General features: G+C 55.0%; 15 protein-coding genes and 1 pseudogene. 11 read left to right on the top strand and 5 right to left on the bottom strand.

The window, feature by feature from the left end:
* The 3 genes from IGS51_RS20520 to IGS51_RS20510 form a co-directional block, all read left to right on the top strand.
* A partial coding sequence (locus IGS51_RS20520) for a transglutaminase family protein (protein ID WP_297080622.1) occupies positions 1-804 on the top strand: 804 nt, incomplete at its 5' end.
* Positions 805-933: 129 nt separating this feature from the next.
* Entirely contained in the window at positions 934-1,764 is an 831-nt protein-coding gene (locus tag IGS51_RS20515; RefSeq protein WP_297080621.1) for a carbohydrate ABC transporter permease, read from the top strand.
* Between the two features lie 458 nt (positions 1,765-2,222).
* Complete coding sequence (locus IGS51_RS20510; RefSeq protein ID WP_297080620.1) at positions 2,223-2,666, top strand: hypothetical protein; 444 nt, start codon at positions 2,223-2,225, stop codon at positions 2,664-2,666.
* 80 nt (positions 2,667-2,746) lie between these two features.
* Here IGS51_RS20510 and IGS51_RS20505 read toward each other — a convergent pair whose 3' ends face one another.
* Positions 2,747-3,721: an AEC family transporter gene (locus IGS51_RS20505; protein WP_297080619.1), complete on the bottom strand. Its 975-nt coding sequence runs from the start codon at positions 3,719-3,721 to the stop codon at positions 2,747-2,749.
* 167 nt (positions 3,722-3,888) lie between these two features.
* Here IGS51_RS20505 and IGS51_RS20500 point away from each other — a divergent pair, with 167 nt between their 5' ends.
* Positions 3,889-4,737, top strand: a complete 849-nt coding sequence (locus IGS51_RS20500; RefSeq protein ID WP_297080618.1) for a D-alanyl-D-alanine carboxypeptidase family protein — start codon at positions 3,889-3,891, stop codon at positions 4,735-4,737.
* 69 nt (positions 4,738-4,806) lie between these two features.
* Here the strand turns inward: IGS51_RS20500 and IGS51_RS20495 are convergent, their stop codons facing one another.
* Positions 4,807-5,190, bottom strand: a complete 384-nt coding sequence (locus IGS51_RS20495) for a hypothetical protein (RefSeq protein WP_297080617.1) — start codon at positions 5,188-5,190, stop codon at positions 4,807-4,809.
* A 38-nt stretch (positions 5,191-5,228) separates the two neighbouring features.
* Between IGS51_RS20495 and IGS51_RS20490 the strand changes: the two genes are divergently transcribed.
* From IGS51_RS20490 to IGS51_RS20480, 3 genes are all read left to right on the top strand, one after another.
* Entirely contained in the window at positions 5,229-5,417 is a 189-nt protein-coding gene (locus IGS51_RS20490; RefSeq protein ID WP_297080616.1) for a hypothetical protein, read from the top strand.
* 184 nt (positions 5,418-5,601) lie between these two features.
* A complete protein-coding gene (locus IGS51_RS20485; protein WP_172357616.1) occupies positions 5,602-6,015 on the top strand; it encodes a PPC domain-containing protein in 414 nt (137 codons plus the stop codon).
* A 425-nt stretch (positions 6,016-6,440) separates the two neighbouring features.
* Positions 6,441-8,087 carry a CTP synthase gene (locus IGS51_RS20480; RefSeq protein WP_297080615.1) on the top strand — a complete coding sequence of 549 codons (1,647 nt, stop codon included), beginning with the start codon at positions 6,441-6,443 and terminating at the stop codon, positions 8,085-8,087.
* A 173-nt stretch (positions 8,088-8,260) separates the two neighbouring features.
* On the opposite strand, the gene IGS51_RS20475 is transcribed toward IGS51_RS20480, so the two are convergent.
* Positions 8,261-8,365 (bottom strand): photosystem II reaction center protein T, encoded by a 105-nt coding sequence (locus IGS51_RS20475; protein ID WP_172357618.1) that lies wholly within the window; start codon positions 8,363-8,365, stop codon positions 8,261-8,263.
* A gap of 152 nt (positions 8,366-8,517) precedes the next feature.
* A complete protein-coding gene (psbB, locus tag IGS51_RS20470; RefSeq protein ID WP_172357619.1) occupies positions 8,518-10,050 on the bottom strand; it encodes a photosystem II chlorophyll-binding protein CP47 in 1,533 nt (510 codons plus the stop codon).
* Between the two features lie 278 nt (positions 10,051-10,328).
* On the opposite strand from psbB, the pseudogene IGS51_RS20465 reads away from it, so the two are divergent.
* The 4 genes and pseudogenes from IGS51_RS20465 to IGS51_RS20450 form a co-directional block, all read left to right on the top strand.
* Positions 10,329-10,622: pseudogene (locus IGS51_RS20465) on the top strand (2Fe-2S iron-sulfur cluster-binding protein); the annotation flags it as partial.
* A gap of 379 nt (positions 10,623-11,001) precedes the next feature.
* Positions 11,002-11,118 carry a photosystem II reaction center protein PsbM gene (gene psbM, locus IGS51_RS20460; protein ID WP_068511535.1) on the top strand — a complete coding sequence of 39 codons (117 nt, stop codon included), beginning with the start codon at positions 11,002-11,004 and terminating at the stop codon, positions 11,116-11,118.
* A 464-nt stretch (positions 11,119-11,582) separates the two neighbouring features.
* Complete coding sequence (locus IGS51_RS20455; RefSeq protein ID WP_297080614.1) at positions 11,583-12,545, top strand: UDP-glucuronic acid decarboxylase family protein; 963 nt, start codon at positions 11,583-11,585, stop codon at positions 12,543-12,545.
* Positions 12,546-12,810: 265 nt separating this feature from the next.
* On the top strand, positions 12,811-14,187 hold the full coding sequence (locus tag IGS51_RS20450) for a UDP-glucose/GDP-mannose dehydrogenase family protein (protein WP_297080613.1): 1,377 nt from the start codon (positions 12,811-12,813) through the stop codon (positions 14,185-14,187).
* Positions 14,188-14,364: 177 nt separating this feature from the next.
* On the opposite strand, the gene IGS51_RS20445 is transcribed toward IGS51_RS20450, so the two are convergent.
* Entirely contained in the window at positions 14,365-15,084 is a 720-nt protein-coding gene (locus IGS51_RS20445) for an ABC transporter ATP-binding protein (RefSeq protein ID WP_297080612.1), read from the bottom strand.
* Positions 15,085-15,291 lie beyond the last annotated feature (207 nt).

The following is a 15,291-nucleotide window of genomic DNA, read 5'->3' as shown; positions in this document are numbered from 1 at the left end:
ATGCGGCTGGAAGCAGGCTGTCAGCTTTTATTTTCAGCAGAAGCACCAAGTCCGCTGCTGCTGATGTTGCGCCCCCGCAGCGGCGAGGGGCAGTGGATCGTGCGCGAGGAATATCGGCTGGAGCCGCCTGTACCCGTGGTGGAATACACCGACAGCTATGGCAATCTCTGTCAGCGCTTGGTGACACCAGAGGGACGGTTTTTGGTCTACACCGCCGCCTGTGTGGAAACGGCGGACGAAATCGACGTTGCGCCCGATGCCGCCTATGTGCCCGTGGAACTGCTGCCCGATAGCGTGGTGCAGTTTTTGCTGCCCAGCCGCTACTGCCAGTCGGACATGCTCTACGACGAGGCGATCGCCATCGTGGGCGACACAGACCCCGGCTATGCCCAGGTGGAGACGATCCGCCGCTGGATTCATACCCAGGTGAAGTATCAATACGGCACCAGCAACGCCTCCACCTCTGCGGTAGACACTGCCCAAAGCAAAATCGGCGTTTGCCGCGACTTTGCCCATCTGGGGATCGCCCTCTGCCGCAGCCTGTCGATCCCGGCGCGGATGGTGGTGGGCTACTTGTACGAACTGGAGCCAATGGATTTGCACGCCTGGTTTGAGGCATTCCTCAGCAGCCCCGACGGGTCAACCGCCGAGGGCCGCTGGTATACCTTCGATGCGACGCAGCCAGAGCCACGGGGAAACCGAATTGCGATCGCCTATGGTCGTGATGCTGCCGATGTGGCCCTGGCGACCCAGTTTGGCCCGCTGACGCTCCAGGAAATGCGCGTTTGGGTGAAAGAGGCGTAAGGGTCTAGCGGTTAGGGTTTTGGTGGACATGGACGAACTCCAGGTAAACTCAAGAGAATTCCCTTGGCGCTGGCTTATTGCAGGTAAGGGCATGTTGCCTGGTTCCTAACCCCCAACCCGTAACCCCTGATGTCCTCGACGCGATCGCTCAAGACCCTTGCTCTGTATGCCCTGCTGGGGGCGATCGCCCTCGTCATGCTGCTGCCGCTGATTTGGCTGGTCAGTACGGCGTTCAAAGCCCCCACGGAGAATATCTTCGAGTTTCCGCCCCGGTTTTTGCCCCAGTCTCCAACGCTGCAAAATTTTGTAACAGTATGGCAGACCAATCCTTTCGGGCGCTACCTGTTCAACAGCACCCTGGTCGCAGTGCTAACGGTGGTGCTAAATCTGCTGTTTTGTTCTCTGGCGGCCTATCCCCTGGCGCGGCTCCAGTTTCGCGGGCGCGAGGCGCTGTTTCTGCTGATTGTGGCCACAATTCTGATTCCGTTTCAGATTGTGATGATTCCGCTATATGTCCTGACGGTGAAGCTGGGACTCCGTAATACGTACTTAGGATTGATCTTGCCGGCGATCGCCTCTGCCTTTGGGATTTTTCTCTTGCGTCAGGCGTTTCAAGGTGTCCCCAAGGAGCTAGAAGAAGCCGCCCGCATCGACGGCTGTTCGGAACTGGGGATCTGGTGGAATGTGATGCTGCCTGCTGTTCGCCCCGCCCTGATCACGCTGGCAATTTTCGTATTCATCGGAGCCTGGAGCGACTTTCTCTGGCCGCTGATCTTGCTCGACCAGCCCGACTATTACACCCTGCCCCTGGGGGTAGCCAAGCTTGCGGGTGCATTTTCTCTCGACTGGAGACTAATTGCGGCGGGGTCTGTGATTTCCATAGCGCCCATCTTGCTGGTATTCGGTCTGCTTCAGCGCTACATCGTGCCAACGGATACCAGTAGTGGAGTAAAGGGGTAAGCCCAAAGCACCCGATCAACTGCTTCAATTCGGCGCAATGTCTTGTCCCTGAGGGGTTTCAGCCCCTATCGCCGGGTGATTTCATTTTCCTAAGTTATAGAGAATTAACCCCACCCCATTGCCGAAAAATATTCTGTGAGATATTCTGAAACAACCTGTAAAGGCTCGATAAAGAAAGAGTCAGTATTCCGTTGTTATACTGTAAAGAACTCTTTCGCCTTAGGCAAATCTCCGTATTATCCCGGAGGTAAGGCATCGCTAGGTCACTCTGTTAATCAGGAGCCAAAAACAGGGAGCCAAAACATCTGAAGCTACACCGCCCGTCATGAGTCGCTGAGATGCGAGGCTGATCCTGGGTTAGTGGTGCGTTTGCACAGGGTTTCTGCTCCAGGTTTCGCAGAGCGTCAGGGTTGTCCGGGATTTGCCTTTACCGCTGTATTGATCTGCTGTAGGTAATTATGACTATGCGTGATAGGAGCGATCGCTATCGAGTAACATCTATTCCTATGCCGATGCGCCCCAAGCGCCTGGGCAGCTACCTACTAGATGCAGGTCTGATCACGCCGGATCAGGTCACGGTGGCGCTGAATGATCAGCAGGCGACTGGGATGCGTCTGGGCGAGGTGCTGGTGGCTCGCGGCTGGATCAAAGAACAGACGATCGAGTGGATCATGAAAAAGGTGATCCTGCCAGAGAAGAAAGCATTTCAAGATTGGGAAGAGAAACAGCGCCAACAGCAGCCGCCGTTGACCCCGATTCCTGCACCTGCTCAACGAGTCGAGCCAGTGCCGCCAGCAGCGCCAGCCAACACCCAAAAGACTCCTACCCGGCGCGAGGTTCCCATTTCCAAGCCCCTGCCTCCGGTGAACTCGTCGGATAGCGACGTAAGCTGGGTCGGCTAGGAGCGTTGGTCTAAGGAAAAAGACCACAAAGCCGCATTTGGGCTGCTTCTAGCTGCGTCTAACTTGCATTTAACTTGCGTCTAACTTGTGGGAAACAGCAGTAGCCAGAGGGGCAGCGTGACGAGTAGCCCGATCGATCCCATGGCCAGCGCCGTCACCGTTAGCTCTCGGTCTAGCTCGTAAGCTTCACACAGTACGAGGGTCGCAAAGGCCGGTGGCATACTGACCTGGAGGACGATCGCCAGCCTTTCTGCTGAGCCGAGGCTGGTCAACGAGAGCAGCACGCCGATCAGCAGCGGCACAATGAGCATTTTCACGCTCAGGCTGACGGAGGCGAGGCGGACACTGCGCCAAGAGCGCAACTGGCTGAGCCGCATTCCAATCAGCACAAGGGCAACGGTAATGCTTGTCCAAGCGCCTGCTTTGAGGAACGAGTCTAGCCAGAGCGGTAGCGGTATGTTGTGGATGCCTAACCCCAGCGCAAAGCTCCACAGCACCGGGTTGTACACCAGCGCCCGCAGCAAATCCAGTGGACTCTTTTGCACGCCGCCAAAGTGGGCGGCCATGACTACGCCCAGCCCGTAGGCTCCGAGCGTCGTGCCAATCATGTCGTAAAACAGGGCCCAGGCAAAGTACTTTGGGCCTACAAGCGCCAGACTGACGGGGAACCCCAAATAGCCTGTGTTGCCCATCATGGTGGCCAGCAAAAAGCTGCCTTGCTGAGGACGGCTCTGAGTCATGGGGGCAGAAACAGGTCGTTGTTTTTGTTCTGGTCTTTGTCCTTGCTTTAGCGTAGCCATCAGCCATAGCCAGCCCAGCAGTCCCCCCAGCGCGATCGCCAGCCACGCTGCCACGGGCGCGAGCCACACCGCTGCCGAGAGTTCGGACTGGCGCAGAAACCCCAGCACGCTAATCGGCACTCCCACCCAAAACAGCAGCTTTCCGAGGCGATCGCCCACCCACGGCGGACAAATCCGTCCCAGCCAAAATCCCAAACTGCTCCAGCCTATCAGCGGGATATAGAGACTCAGCAAGCGAAGACTCGGAAATTCCATAGGTTGACTATCGTTGGGATATTTTGAACGGTTTTAGGGCTATCGTTGCAGAGCAAGGGTTCAGCAGACCGTTGAGTTATTTTGCCGGGTGTCGAAGGGGATGACGCTCTTCCAAGGCCATGCAATAATAACCCCGCAGGACTAAACCAGTCTGCGGGAGAGTTTGCGTGAAAGATGCTAGTTTGCCCAAGTCGTCAGCGCCCCAGCCCGATGTCTCTAGCCAGGAAGGTTCCTATGGGCTGGCCGACGATATCCCGGTTGCTCAGCGAGATGGGGCGCGTTTAGAGGCTGATTTGAACCCCGGTGGGTTTGGGTTTCGAGCGGCGGCGGATAGGCTGCGATCGCTCTTTCGGGGGCGGGTTTGGCTATGGGGGCTGATTGGCTTTGTGGCAGCGGTGCAGCTTGCGCTGGTCAGCCGCAGCTTGTTCTTTAGCAATGCTTCTACCGCGCAGGGCTATCAGCCGATCGAGGCCGGCTTGTCCGCAGCGATGTCTCAACTGTCGCTGACCCCGGCCGATAGCCTGTTGGGCCATATCGCCTACGCCGAAGCTCCTCCAGACACCCTCAGCCCAGTGCTTCCCAATGGCAGCGTCCTGCTGCGTGATGCGGCTGCCGAGCGCTTTTTGGCAATGGTGAGGGCGGCTCGCGCTGAGCGGGTGAGGCTGGTGCCGCTGTCGGGCTTTCGCTCGGTGGAAGAACAAACTTACCTGTTTTTCACGCTCAAGGCGAAGCGATCGCTCTCGGCGCAGGAACGGGCCCAAGTCAGCGCTCCCCCCGGCTACAGCGAACACCACACGGGCTATGCAGTGGATATCGGGGACGGCGATCGCCCAGATACAGACTTGGAAACCGATTTTGATCAGACAGCCGCCTACCGCTGGCTAACGGCCAATGCTGCCCGCTTTGGGTTTGAGCTGTCTTTCCCTCAGGACAACGCTCAGGGCGTGAGCTATGAACCGTGGCACTGGCGCTTCGTGGGCGATCGCCACAGCCTCGAAACGTTTTATAAGCGGTAGGTTCGGCTACTGGCAATCAGTCAGGGGGCAGGCGAACCCACCCCCCACGCTCAGACTTCTTGATCAGCTCTAGCGCTTGCGAATGTCGCGAGCCATGTTACGGAAGAGATCCATGCTGGAGTCGGCCGTGCGGCGCTCGTTCGTTAGCTTGGGTGTCGCTTCAGAAGACGTGGAAGTCGGTTCGGTTGAACCTTGCAGACTGTTGCCCGACTTCATATTGTCAGCAGACACTTCATACTCCACTTCAAACTCGCCACCGTTGCCTGCGGTCTTTGGAAACTTGTGCTTAATGACTTTTTTCGAGCGCATGTACTCGATGTTGCCCATTGTCTTGGCATCGTCTGCATCCAGGAAATAGGCTCCCGGCTTGCCATTGTTGCCCGCACCATTATTAACAGAGGGCGAAGCCTCTGCATTATTCTTTTTGCCAAACAAACCGAATAGTCCTGCCATGAGTGCCTCTGAAAAATATCGTTGCATTAATTAACATTATGTTAATTTTGCCCAGGATTTCCAAGCAGTTGGGCGAGATTTGTAAACGAATTGAGGCGGGCGATCGCCTCCTAAGGCAGATCCCCCAATTGACCTATCCACAAGGCTTGCAAGACTTGCCGCAACTGAGGGGCGATCGCCATCCAGTGCGTCTGATGGCTATTACGTCCGGGGGCAAATCTGGGTAACCTTCAAGAAGAGAATGATTTTGCTTTTGTGAATTCCGCATTTTCTCCCTGAAGCCAAATAGCAGAGCGTGTAAGAATCGTTGTGTTGTGTTTGGCAGGCCCTGTATCAGGTGAGACATTAAAACACCATCGCAGGATTCTCTAGCGCGACTTGTTCTATTTGGATTTAGTTGAGGAACGGGCTATGACAGGTCAGAAATGGTTTGCCAGGGTGCTGGCCGGTGCAGTAGCGGTGGGAATCTGTGCGACAGGGGCGATCGCCCGCGCTCAGGAAATGCTGCTGAGTGAAGAAGGCGTGCTGGAAAACGGCGACATGGTGCTGCCTTCCGATAACAGCCTGTACGACCAGTTCACCTTTGAAGGTAAAGCTGGACAAACGGTGACGATCAAGCTATTCAGCACTGAATTTCAGCCCTATCTGGCGGTCATCAGCCCGGAAGGTGAGGTGCTGGGCGAAAACCACAGCGCAGGCGGCAACCCTCAGAACTCGCAGTTGGAACTGACGTTGGCCACTGACGGCACCTACATCGTGATTGCCAACGGTTTTGATGCCAGCAGCCGCGGCCGCTACACGGTCGAGGTCATGGTTGCCGAATAGCAGAAAACCCACCGGGGAATTCTGGAATTCTTCCAAAATTCTTCCCAGGAGCCGACGGAGGCAGCCCAAACAGAGGCAGCCCAAAACGCAGGCAAAGCTGCACAGGGCGATCGTCCCATAGGTTGGCCAAAATCTCATGACACAACCTGAAATGGCGTTCCTGAAGGATTGACGCATTAAGGATTAACGCATTGCTGCTCGGCGATGCTCTTTGGAACAGTTCTTTATTAACGTTTCTGGCGCGGCGCATCTCGATGAGGTGCGCCGTTTGTTTTAGGGGATTGGTTTATAGCGTCTGGGGAACGGCTCAGAGCGAATTGAAGGGGGCAGCTTGTGTCAGAATGGATTCGGTCAAATTGGCAGCCTGGCGATCGCCCTCAGCTTTTCAGTTTTCTCGCTCTTTCCCCCACGCTCTTTCCCCACCTATGACAAAGTTTGTATTTGTAACGGGCGGTGTTGTTTCCAGCATCGGTAAAGGCATTGTGGCATCCAGCCTGGGGCGACTGCTCAAGTCGCGCGATTATTCCGTCTCGATCCTGAAACTTGACCCCTACATCAATGTCGATCCCGGCACAATGAGTCCGTTTCAGCACGGGGAAGTCTTCGTGACGGAAGACGGCGCAGAAACCGACCTCGACCTGGGACACTATGAGCGCTTCACCGACACTTCCATGTCGCGGTTGAACAGCGTCACCACCGGGTCGATTTATCAAGCCGTGCTAAACAAAGAGCGGCGGGGTGACTATCAGGGCGGCACGGTGCAGGTGATTCCCCACATCACTAACGAAATTAAGGAACGCATCTTGCGCGTCGCCACTAACACCCACCCTGACGTGGTGATCACAGAAATTGGGGGCACGGTGGGCGATATCGAGTCGCTGCCGTTTCTGGAGGCGATTCGCCAGTTTCGCAAAGCTGTGGGGCGGCGCAATGTGCTGTATATGCATGTGACGCTAGTGCCGTGGATTGCTTCGGCTGGCGAAATGAAAACCAAGCCGACACAGCACTCGGTCAAAGAACTGCGCTCGATTGGGATTCAGCCGGATATTCTCGTCTGTCGGTGCGATCGCCCCCTGCCAAAGGGAATTAAAGAAAAGCTGTCGGAATTTTGCGATGTGCCTGTGGAATGCGTGATCACGTCACAGGATGCCAGCAGCATTTACGAAGTGCCCCTGACGCTGGAAAAAGAAGGCCTGGCTCACCAAGCACTCGACCTGCTGCAACTGGAGCAGCGAGACCCTGACCTCCGCCAGTGGGAAGAACTGGTAGAGCGGCTGCATCGCCCCGGCTGTCCGCTGGAAATCGCCATCGTAGGCAAGTATGTGCGGCTGAACGACGCTTATTTGTCGGTAGTGGAGGCGCTGCGCCATGCGTCGTTGGCTACGGGCGGCGACCTGCGGATTCGCTGGATCAACTCTGAAGACATCGAGCCACTGACGGTAGCCGAGCAACTCCAAGGCATCCACGGGGTTGTCGTGCCCGGTGGTTTTGGCAGTCGCGGCATCGACGGCAAGATTACCGCCATCCAATACGCGCGCGATCGCCAGATTCCGTTTCTGGGGCTGTGTTTGGGGATGCAGTGTTCGGTAATCGAGTGGGCGCGGCATGTGGCCGGCATGGAACATGCCAATAGCTCCGAGTTTGACCCGCAGACCCGCAACCCTGTCATTAACCTGTTGCCCGAACAGCAGGATGTGGTGGATCTGGGCGGCACGATGCGCTTGGGGCTATATCCCTGTCGGCTGCAACCCAACACGCTGGCCGAGCGGCTCTATGGCGAAGAGGTGGTCTACGAGCGCCATCGCCACCGCTATGAGTTCAACAATGCCTATCGCACGCTGTTTTTAGAAACAGGCTATATGATTAGCGGCACTTCCCCCGACGGTCGCTTGGTAGAAATTATCGAGTTACCCAGCCATCCGTTTTTCATCGCTAGCCAGTTTCACCCCGAATTTCAGTCGCGTCCAAACGCGCCTCACCCGCTATTTCGAGGGTTTGTGCAGGCGGCGATCGCCCACTCAGAGCAATCTTCAGGGCAATCCCCGGTCAAGCCCCAATCGCTGGTGAACTAGGGCTGGGCGTGCCAAGCGCTCCACACCCGTTCCACACCCAAAGAAAATAGGCTGCGTGAAAAAGCTGCCCATAAAATTAGCCGTCGAAGTCGTTCCCAGCAGGAACCTCATTCGACGGCTGATTTTGCATTGTTGCAAGCGAAAAGTTGCAAGCGCAAAACTAATCCGTAAAACTAATCCTTGTCGCGGGTAATGCGAGGCGGTTCACGGAAGGCGATCGCAAAAAAGAGCAGTCCCAGCGTGCAAACCAGCAGAAAAACGTAAATCAGGCTCTCCATAACACAGTCTCCTAAAGCTATTCAAGGAAACGTAGCACCAGACCAAAACTCAGCACAGCAGATACGAATCCAGCAGATACAAACCTGAAGGAGGGAATGCTCACAGAGCAAAACTCGTCAGCAAGCCCTCCTCCAACTCACAATTCAGATGCCTAGACGGCTTCCTTACGGCGAGTAGACTTGTCACCCACCTTCTGGAACAAGCCCCACTCCACCTGCTCTTCTGAGAGGTCAGGGTCAATCCCCGCAAACACGTCGCGGAACAGCGTCCGAGAGCCGTGCCAGATATGACCAAAGAAGAACAGCAGCGCAAACACCGCATGTCCGTAGGTAAACCAACCGCGAGGACTGGTTCGGAACACCCCATCAGACTTGAGAGGTTCCCGATCAAACTCAAAGGGTTCGCCCAATTGAGCCTTACGCGCAAGCTTCTTCACCTCTGCCGGGTCGTCAAACACCTGACCATCCAGCGCGCCGCCGTAGATCGTTGCCGTTACGCCAGCCTGCTCAAAGCTGTATTTCGACTCAGCCCGACGGAACGGAATGTCTGCACGAACCACGCCGTCTTTATCCGTCAGGATAACCGGGAAGTTCTCGAAGAAGTTGGGAATCCGACGCACAAACAGTTCACGCCCAGCGGCATCCTTAAACACAGGATGTCCCAGCCAGCCCTGAGCAATACCGTCGCCCTTGTTCATCGGCCCGGTGCGGAACAGACCGCCCTTAGCCGGGTTGTTGCCTACATAGTCATAGAAAGCGAGCTTCTCAGGGATATTCTCCCAAGCTTCGGCCAACGTCAGACCATCGTCTACATCCGCCTGAACGCGACGATTGATCTCTTGCTGGAAGTAGCCGCTATCCCACTGATAGCGAGTTGGGCCAAACAGTTCAATCGGCGTGGCAGCACTGCCATACCACATGGTGCCAGCCACCACGAACGCCGCGAAGAATACTGCTGCAATACTGCTCGACAGCACCGTTTCGATGTTTCCCATCCGCAGCGCCTTATACAAACGCTCGGGCGGACGAACCGTGAGGTGGAACAAGCCTGCAATAATGCCTACGATGCCAGCGGCGATATGGTGCGCCACGATGCCGCCCGGATTGAACGGGTTGAAGCCTTCAGGGCCCCAAGACGGAGCAACAGGCTGGACGCTTCCCGTCAATCCATAAGGGTCGGACACCCACATGCCTGGGCCAAACAGCCCTGTGAGGTGAAATGCTCCAAATCCGAAGCAAAGCAGACCAGAAAGAAAAAGATGGATGCCGAACATTTTGGGCAAGTCCAGTGCAGGCTCACCCGTGCGAGGATCTCTGAACAGTTCTAGATCCCAATAAACCCAGTGCCAGCAGGCTGCCAGGAACAGCAGTCCCGACAGAACGATGTGGGCAGCAGCAACACCCTCGAATGACCAGAAGCCAGGGTTGACCGCAGTTTCACCCGTAATGCTCCAACCTGCCCAGGACTGAGTAACGCCCAGGCGAGCCATGAACGGCATAACAAACATGCCCTGTCTCCACATGGGGTTCAAAACCGGGTCGCTGGGGTCGTAAATCGCCAATTCGTACAACGCCATTGAACCGGCCCAGCCTGCAACCAGCGCGGTGTGCATCAGGTGTACAGCAATCAGGCGTCCTGGATCATTCAGAACCACTGTGTGTACGCGATACCAGGGTAGTCCCATCGACTACGCTCCTCCTATTACGTTTCAACGCCTTTTTGAGCCTTTTTATTAAGCTGCAAGATACTAGTAAGCCTACCAGAATCAAGCACCATTATCCGTGGCAAACCGCCCAAAGTCCTGTGAACCAATGAAAGACAACGTGCGATCGCCAGACACTTCGACAGTTTGACAATCCGGTTGTAAAAATGAAAGTGTATTAAAAAGTGTAACCAGGGCCTGGATGGGACGCAAGCATTGGTTACAGGCGCATTGCGTAAGACGCAGGGACGGTATCGGACATGGCTAATATTAAGTTTGTTAAAGAAAGCAAAGAGATTATTGCTGCCGACGGAGCGAATCTAAGGCTCAAGGCCCTTGAGAATAGCATCGACCTCTACACCTTCATGGGCAAAATGATGAACTGTGGAGGCTACGGTCAGTGCGGCACTTGCGTCGTGGAAATCATCGAAGGGGCCGAAAACCTCTCTCCGCGAACTGCGGTAGAGGAACAGAAGCTGAGAAAGAAACCCGCAAGCTATCGACTCGCCTGCCAGACGATGGTAAACGGGCTGGTCAGCGTCGTGACCAAGCCCAAGCCCGGTGAGACGGTGGAGTATCAGCCTAGTTCACCGTCTCAGGCAGATTTGGAAGATGGCGTAGTGGGGGCGACCCAATCCTCTGAACCCGGTTCATCTTCTGAAGCATCTGAGCCAGATTTGGAAGTGTTGGCAGAAGAGCAGGTATCCGGTTCCAGTGCTGAGGAGACAAATCCCTCAACAGAGAAACTGGAAGTCGTCTGAATCCATAGGGTTTGCGGACTTAAGGGGTTGCAGACCTGAGTAACCAAAGGGTCAGACCTTCAGGATTCCAGCGTCTTCGTAGCTCTGTTGGCTTGATGTGCTTACGCGGTGGAGTGATATTCTGTTGTCTTAGGAGTTTATATCTCTGGATTTGCGTGGAGGGTCTAGCACTATGGTTGTCAATGATCTTGGGTTTGTTGCGAGCTTGCTATTCGTTCTGGTTCCAACGGTTTTCCTGCTGATTCTTTATATTCAGACTGCTAGCCGTGAGGGTAAACAGTCGAAATAGGTGAGGGCACTAGATTCTTTGATTAATGAAAGCGGGCAGAGTTTCCTGTCCGCTTTTTGTTTGGTCTGTAAAGGGAGTTGTGAAACCTCCAAGCTTTACTAGGGGAAAAACTAAGGGAAAAACTAGGGGCGATCGCCCAACCTATTCCCACAAATCAATCCTCCAAATCCTCTAAAATCCTCAAATTTGCCGCAGACCCAGCTTCAGAACTCTTAGCGCACATCGAACTTAGGATTTGGGGTACCCCTAGATATAGAGCGTTGCGCTAGAGAAGAGGTTGTATCCACAAAAGCAGATCATTTTATTTTTGTTATGCGATATTTGTTTAGCTAGCTTCACATTTCCGTGAAAATACTGTGACCCGCGCCGGGAAGCTTGCCTCACATTGGATCATGTGCCAGATACTTGAGTTTTAGACAGCCTGTAGTGCGTTTGGAGTTGTACACACTCATACGGTGGTAACTATGCGAATTTTAGTGACGGGTGGTGCAGGGTTCATTGGATCTCACCTCATTGATCGCCTCATGACAGAGGGGCATGAGGTGATTTGTTTAGACAACTTTTATACAGGCGATAAGCGAAATATTCTTCGCTGGATCGATAGCCCATTTTTTGAGCTAATTCGCCACGATATTACTGAGCCGATTCGGCTGGAAGTCGATCAGATTTACCATCTCGCCTGTCCCGCATCCCCGGTTCACTATCAATACAACCCCGTGAAGACGATTAAGACCAACGTCATGGGAACTCTAAATATGCTGGGGTTGGCCAAGCGGATCAAAGCTCGCTTCCTATTGGCATCCACTTCTGAGGTTTACGGAGACCCAGAAATTCATCCCCAGGTGGAGGAATATCGCGGCAATGTGAACCCTATTGGGATTCGCAGTTGCTACGACGAAGGAAAGCGGGTCGCAGAAACGCTGGCGTTTGACTATCATCGCCAGAACGATGTGGAAATTCGGGTTGCTCGGATTTTCAATACCTATGGCCCCCGGATGCTAGAAAACGACGGTCGGGTAGTTAGCAATCTTGTAGTGCAAGCCCTGCAAGGTAAACCGCTGACAGTCTATGGCGATGGGTCGCAAACTCGCAGTTTCTGCTACGTCTCGGACTTGGTAGACGGACTGATTCGCCTGATGAATGGTGATTTTATGGGCCCGGTTAATTTGGGGAATCCTGAGGAGTACACCATTTTGCAACTGGCTCAAACGGTGCAATCCATGATCAATCCTGATGTAGCCCTCAAGTTTGAGCCGCTGCCGCAGGATGATCCTCGCCGTCGTCAGCCCGACATCACTCGCGCTAAGACGCACCTAGGCTGGCAGCCGACGGTGCCTCTGGCAGATGGGCTACGGCTTACGATTGAGGATTTTCGGACTCGTTTGGGCGATCGCGTCGCTAAAGTTCCCTTGTTTTCCTCACACTAGCGGGGCTGGTTGCCCAGGGTTCCCCAGAATCTCTGAAGCCTCCTACTGGGTTCACGAGCCAGTCTTGTAGAGGCGGTGCCCCGCCAAGTCCTTTGATCCTGCCTCACGGTAGCTTTGATAAGCTACACAGCTTGTCCTATCTGGGCGTTTTAGATCTGGAGCGCCTCTGACTGCATCTTGCAGGAATTTTTATTGTTCGAGATTTGTTGTTCAGGATGCGTTTCCCTTGTCCATCGTCAGCAGTTGAATAAATGAGGTACTGCCCATGCGCGTGTGTGTTATCGGTACAGGCTACGTCGGCTTGGTGACAGGTGTTTGCTTGTCTCACATTGGGCATGACGTAATTTGTGTGGACAACAACGAAGAAAAGGTCAAGCTGATGAAGTCCGGGCAGTCGCCCATTTTCGAGCCTGGACTCTCTGAGCTAATGACCGCCTGCATTCAGGAAGGCAGGATTGAGTTCACCACTGACCTAGCCAAGGGTGTGGAACATGGCGAGATTTTGTTTATCGCAGTGGGTACGCCTCCGCTGCCGACCGGAGAGAGCGATACCCGCTATGTCGAAGCCGTGGCGCGTGGGATTGGGGCACACCTGAACAGCGGCTACAAGGTGATTGTGAACAAGTCCACAGTGCCGATTGGCTCCGGCGACTGGGTTCGTATGATTGTTATGGATGGCGTTTTAGAGCGTCAGGTCGCTACGGCTGGCGGTGGCGTGGCGGTGGCAGAGCCGGATGTGGCCTTCGACGTGGTCAGCAACCCCGAATTTCTGCGGGAAGGTTGCGCGGTGTATGACACCTTTAATCCAGATCGGATTGTGCTGGGTAGCAATAGCTCCCGCGCCATCTCGATGATGAAGGAACTGTATGCGCCGATTGTGGCTCGTCAGTTTGCGGAAGACAAATCTGGCCCGACGGTGCCCGTGGTCGTGACTGACCTCAGTTCGGCAGAGATGGTGAAGTACGCTGCCAATGCATTCCTAGCAACCAAGATTAGCTTCATCAACGAAGTGGCAAATATCTGCGATCGCGTGGGTGCGGACGTAACCCAGGTCGCCAAGGGCATTGGTCTGGACTCGCGCATCGGCGGCAAGTTCCTGCAAGCAGGCATCGGCTGGGGTGGCTCTTGCTTCCCCAAAGACGTTGCGGCGTTGGTTCACACGGCAGATGATTACGGCTATGAAGCTCAGCTTCTAAAGGCTGCTGTGAGCGTCAACGACCGCCAGCGCTTGATTGCGGTTGAGAAACTCCAGCAAGTGCTGAAGATTCTGAAGGGCAAGACGGTGGGCCTGCTGGGCTTGACCTTTAAGCCCGACACCGACGACATGCGCGATGCGCCTGCGCTGACTATCATCGAGCATCTGACTCGTTTGGGCACAAAGGTCAAAGCCTATGATCCCTTGGTATCTCAGACCGGAATGCGCCACGGCTTGTCGAACGTGATTGTGGAAACCGATCCGGAGCGTCTGGCAGATGGCTGCGATGCGCTGGTGCTAGTGACAGACTGGAGCCAGTTTAAGACGCTCGACTATACCAAGATGGCAAAGCTGATGAACAGCCCCATCCTGATCGACGGACGGAACTATCTCGATCAAGAAGCGATTGAGAAAGCTGGTTTCCGCTATGTGGGCATCGGTCGCTAGATCTGGGATGAGGGAGTCGGCCGCCAGCTAGTTTGCAGCTGATTTCCTACCCGATTGAACCTCCAATCAAGCTAGAAAGCATCAAGACCTTGCTGAGAATTCTCGCAAGGTCTTTTTGTTTTTTTGTAGGGGGTTCTTGTCAGGTGTGATTTCGGTTTCGCTCCAGGTGAGAACCGCTTAGACAGGCGCAACGGACACCTGAGCGATGTCTGACGGAGCCATGTTGGCATGGATGACCTGCCCGTCGCGGAACCAGACCACACGGCGAGTGAGTCGAGCCACCTCTGGTTCATGCGTCACCATGACCACTGTGATGCCGCTGGCATTTAGTTCCTGAAAGATATTCATCACTTCTTGAGTGGTGTGTGAGTCGAGGGCACCCGTCGGCTCGTCGGCTAGCAGCAAGACAGGACGGTTTACGATGGCGCGGGCGATCGCCACCCGTTGTTGCTGTCCTCCCGAAAGCTGATTGGGGCGGTTGTTCATGCGGTTTTCCAGACCCACACGGGTCAGCGCTTCGGCGGCCCGCTCCTGGCGCTCGCGTACCGGCACGCCTGCATAGACCATCGGCAGCATCACATTCTCGATGGCAGTGAGTTGCGGCAGCAGGTGGAATTGTTGAAACACAAAGCCAATCTTGCGATTGCGGACGTGGGCCAGTTCTGTATCATCCAAACCCGCCACATCGGTTCCGTCTAGGTAATAGCGGCCAGACGTAGGGCGATCGAGACAGCCGATCACATTCATCGCCGTGGACTTGCCAGACCCAGAGGGCCCCATGATGGAGCAATATTCCCCCGCTTCGACCGTCAGGTTCACGTCCGACAGGGCGCGGACTTCCGTATTGCCAGAACCGTAGACTTTGGAGATGTGTTCGAGGCGGATGATGGGCTGCATAGGAAAAGGGGATTTTAGGAGGGTGGGGTGTTGGTGCAGTGGAGCCGGAACTTACCAAGCCAGCACGAGTTAGGCGCAGTTAGGCGCAGTTAGGCATAGTTAAGTTAGGCAAGTTAGGCACTGCGGAGGGCAACAATGGGGTCAAGCTTGGCGGCCTGGCGGGCGGGAACCACGCCGAAGAAGAGACCAATGCCACCCGATACACCC

This window comes from Thermoleptolyngbya sp. M55_K2018_002, assembly GCF_015295965.1.
Classification (GTDB): domain Bacteria; phylum Cyanobacteriota; class Cyanobacteriia; order Elainellales; family Elainellaceae; genus Thermoleptolyngbya; species Thermoleptolyngbya sichuanensis.
The sequence above is the reverse complement of the archived record's forward strand: the minus strand, read 5'-3'. Positions and strand labels throughout refer to the sequence as shown.

Coding starts and splice junctions, on each gene's coding strand:
- IGS51_RS20510 (WP_297080620.1), top strand. CDS start 2,223: ATGACTATGCGTGATAGGAGCGATCGCTATCGAGTAACATCTATTCCT.
- IGS51_RS20445 (WP_297080612.1), bottom strand. CDS start 15,084: ATGCAGCCCATCATCCGCCTCGAACACATCTCCAAAGTCTACGGTTCT.
- IGS51_RS20475 (WP_172357618.1), bottom strand. CDS start 8,365: ATGGAGAGCCTGATTTACGTTTTTCTGCTGGTTTGCACGCTGGGACTG.
- IGS51_RS20455 (WP_297080614.1), top strand. CDS start 11,583: ATGCGAATTTTAGTGACGGGTGGTGCAGGGTTCATTGGATCTCACCTC.
- IGS51_RS20480 (WP_297080615.1), top strand. CDS start 6,441: ATGACAAAGTTTGTATTTGTAACGGGCGGTGTTGTTTCCAGCATCGGT.
- IGS51_RS20515 (WP_297080621.1), top strand. CDS start 934: ATGTCCTCGACGCGATCGCTCAAGACCCTTGCTCTGTATGCCCTGCTG.
- psbM (WP_068511535.1), top strand. CDS start 11,002: ATGGTTGTCAATGATCTTGGGTTTGTTGCGAGCTTGCTATTCGTTCTG.
- IGS51_RS20495 (WP_297080617.1), bottom strand. CDS start 5,190: ATGGCAGGACTATTCGGTTTGTTTGGCAAAAAGAATAATGCAGAGGCT.
- IGS51_RS20450 (WP_297080613.1), top strand. CDS start 12,811: ATGCGCGTGTGTGTTATCGGTACAGGCTACGTCGGCTTGGTGACAGGT.
- IGS51_RS20505 (WP_297080619.1), bottom strand. CDS start 3,721: ATGGAATTTCCGAGTCTTCGCTTGCTGAGTCTCTATATCCCGCTGATA.
- IGS51_RS20490 (WP_297080616.1), top strand. CDS start 5,229: ATGTTAATTTTGCCCAGGATTTCCAAGCAGTTGGGCGAGATTTGTAAA.
- IGS51_RS20485 (WP_172357616.1), top strand. CDS start 5,602: ATGACAGGTCAGAAATGGTTTGCCAGGGTGCTGGCCGGTGCAGTAGCG.
- psbB (WP_172357619.1), bottom strand. CDS start 10,050: ATGGGACTACCCTGGTATCGCGTACACACAGTGGTTCTGAATGATCCA.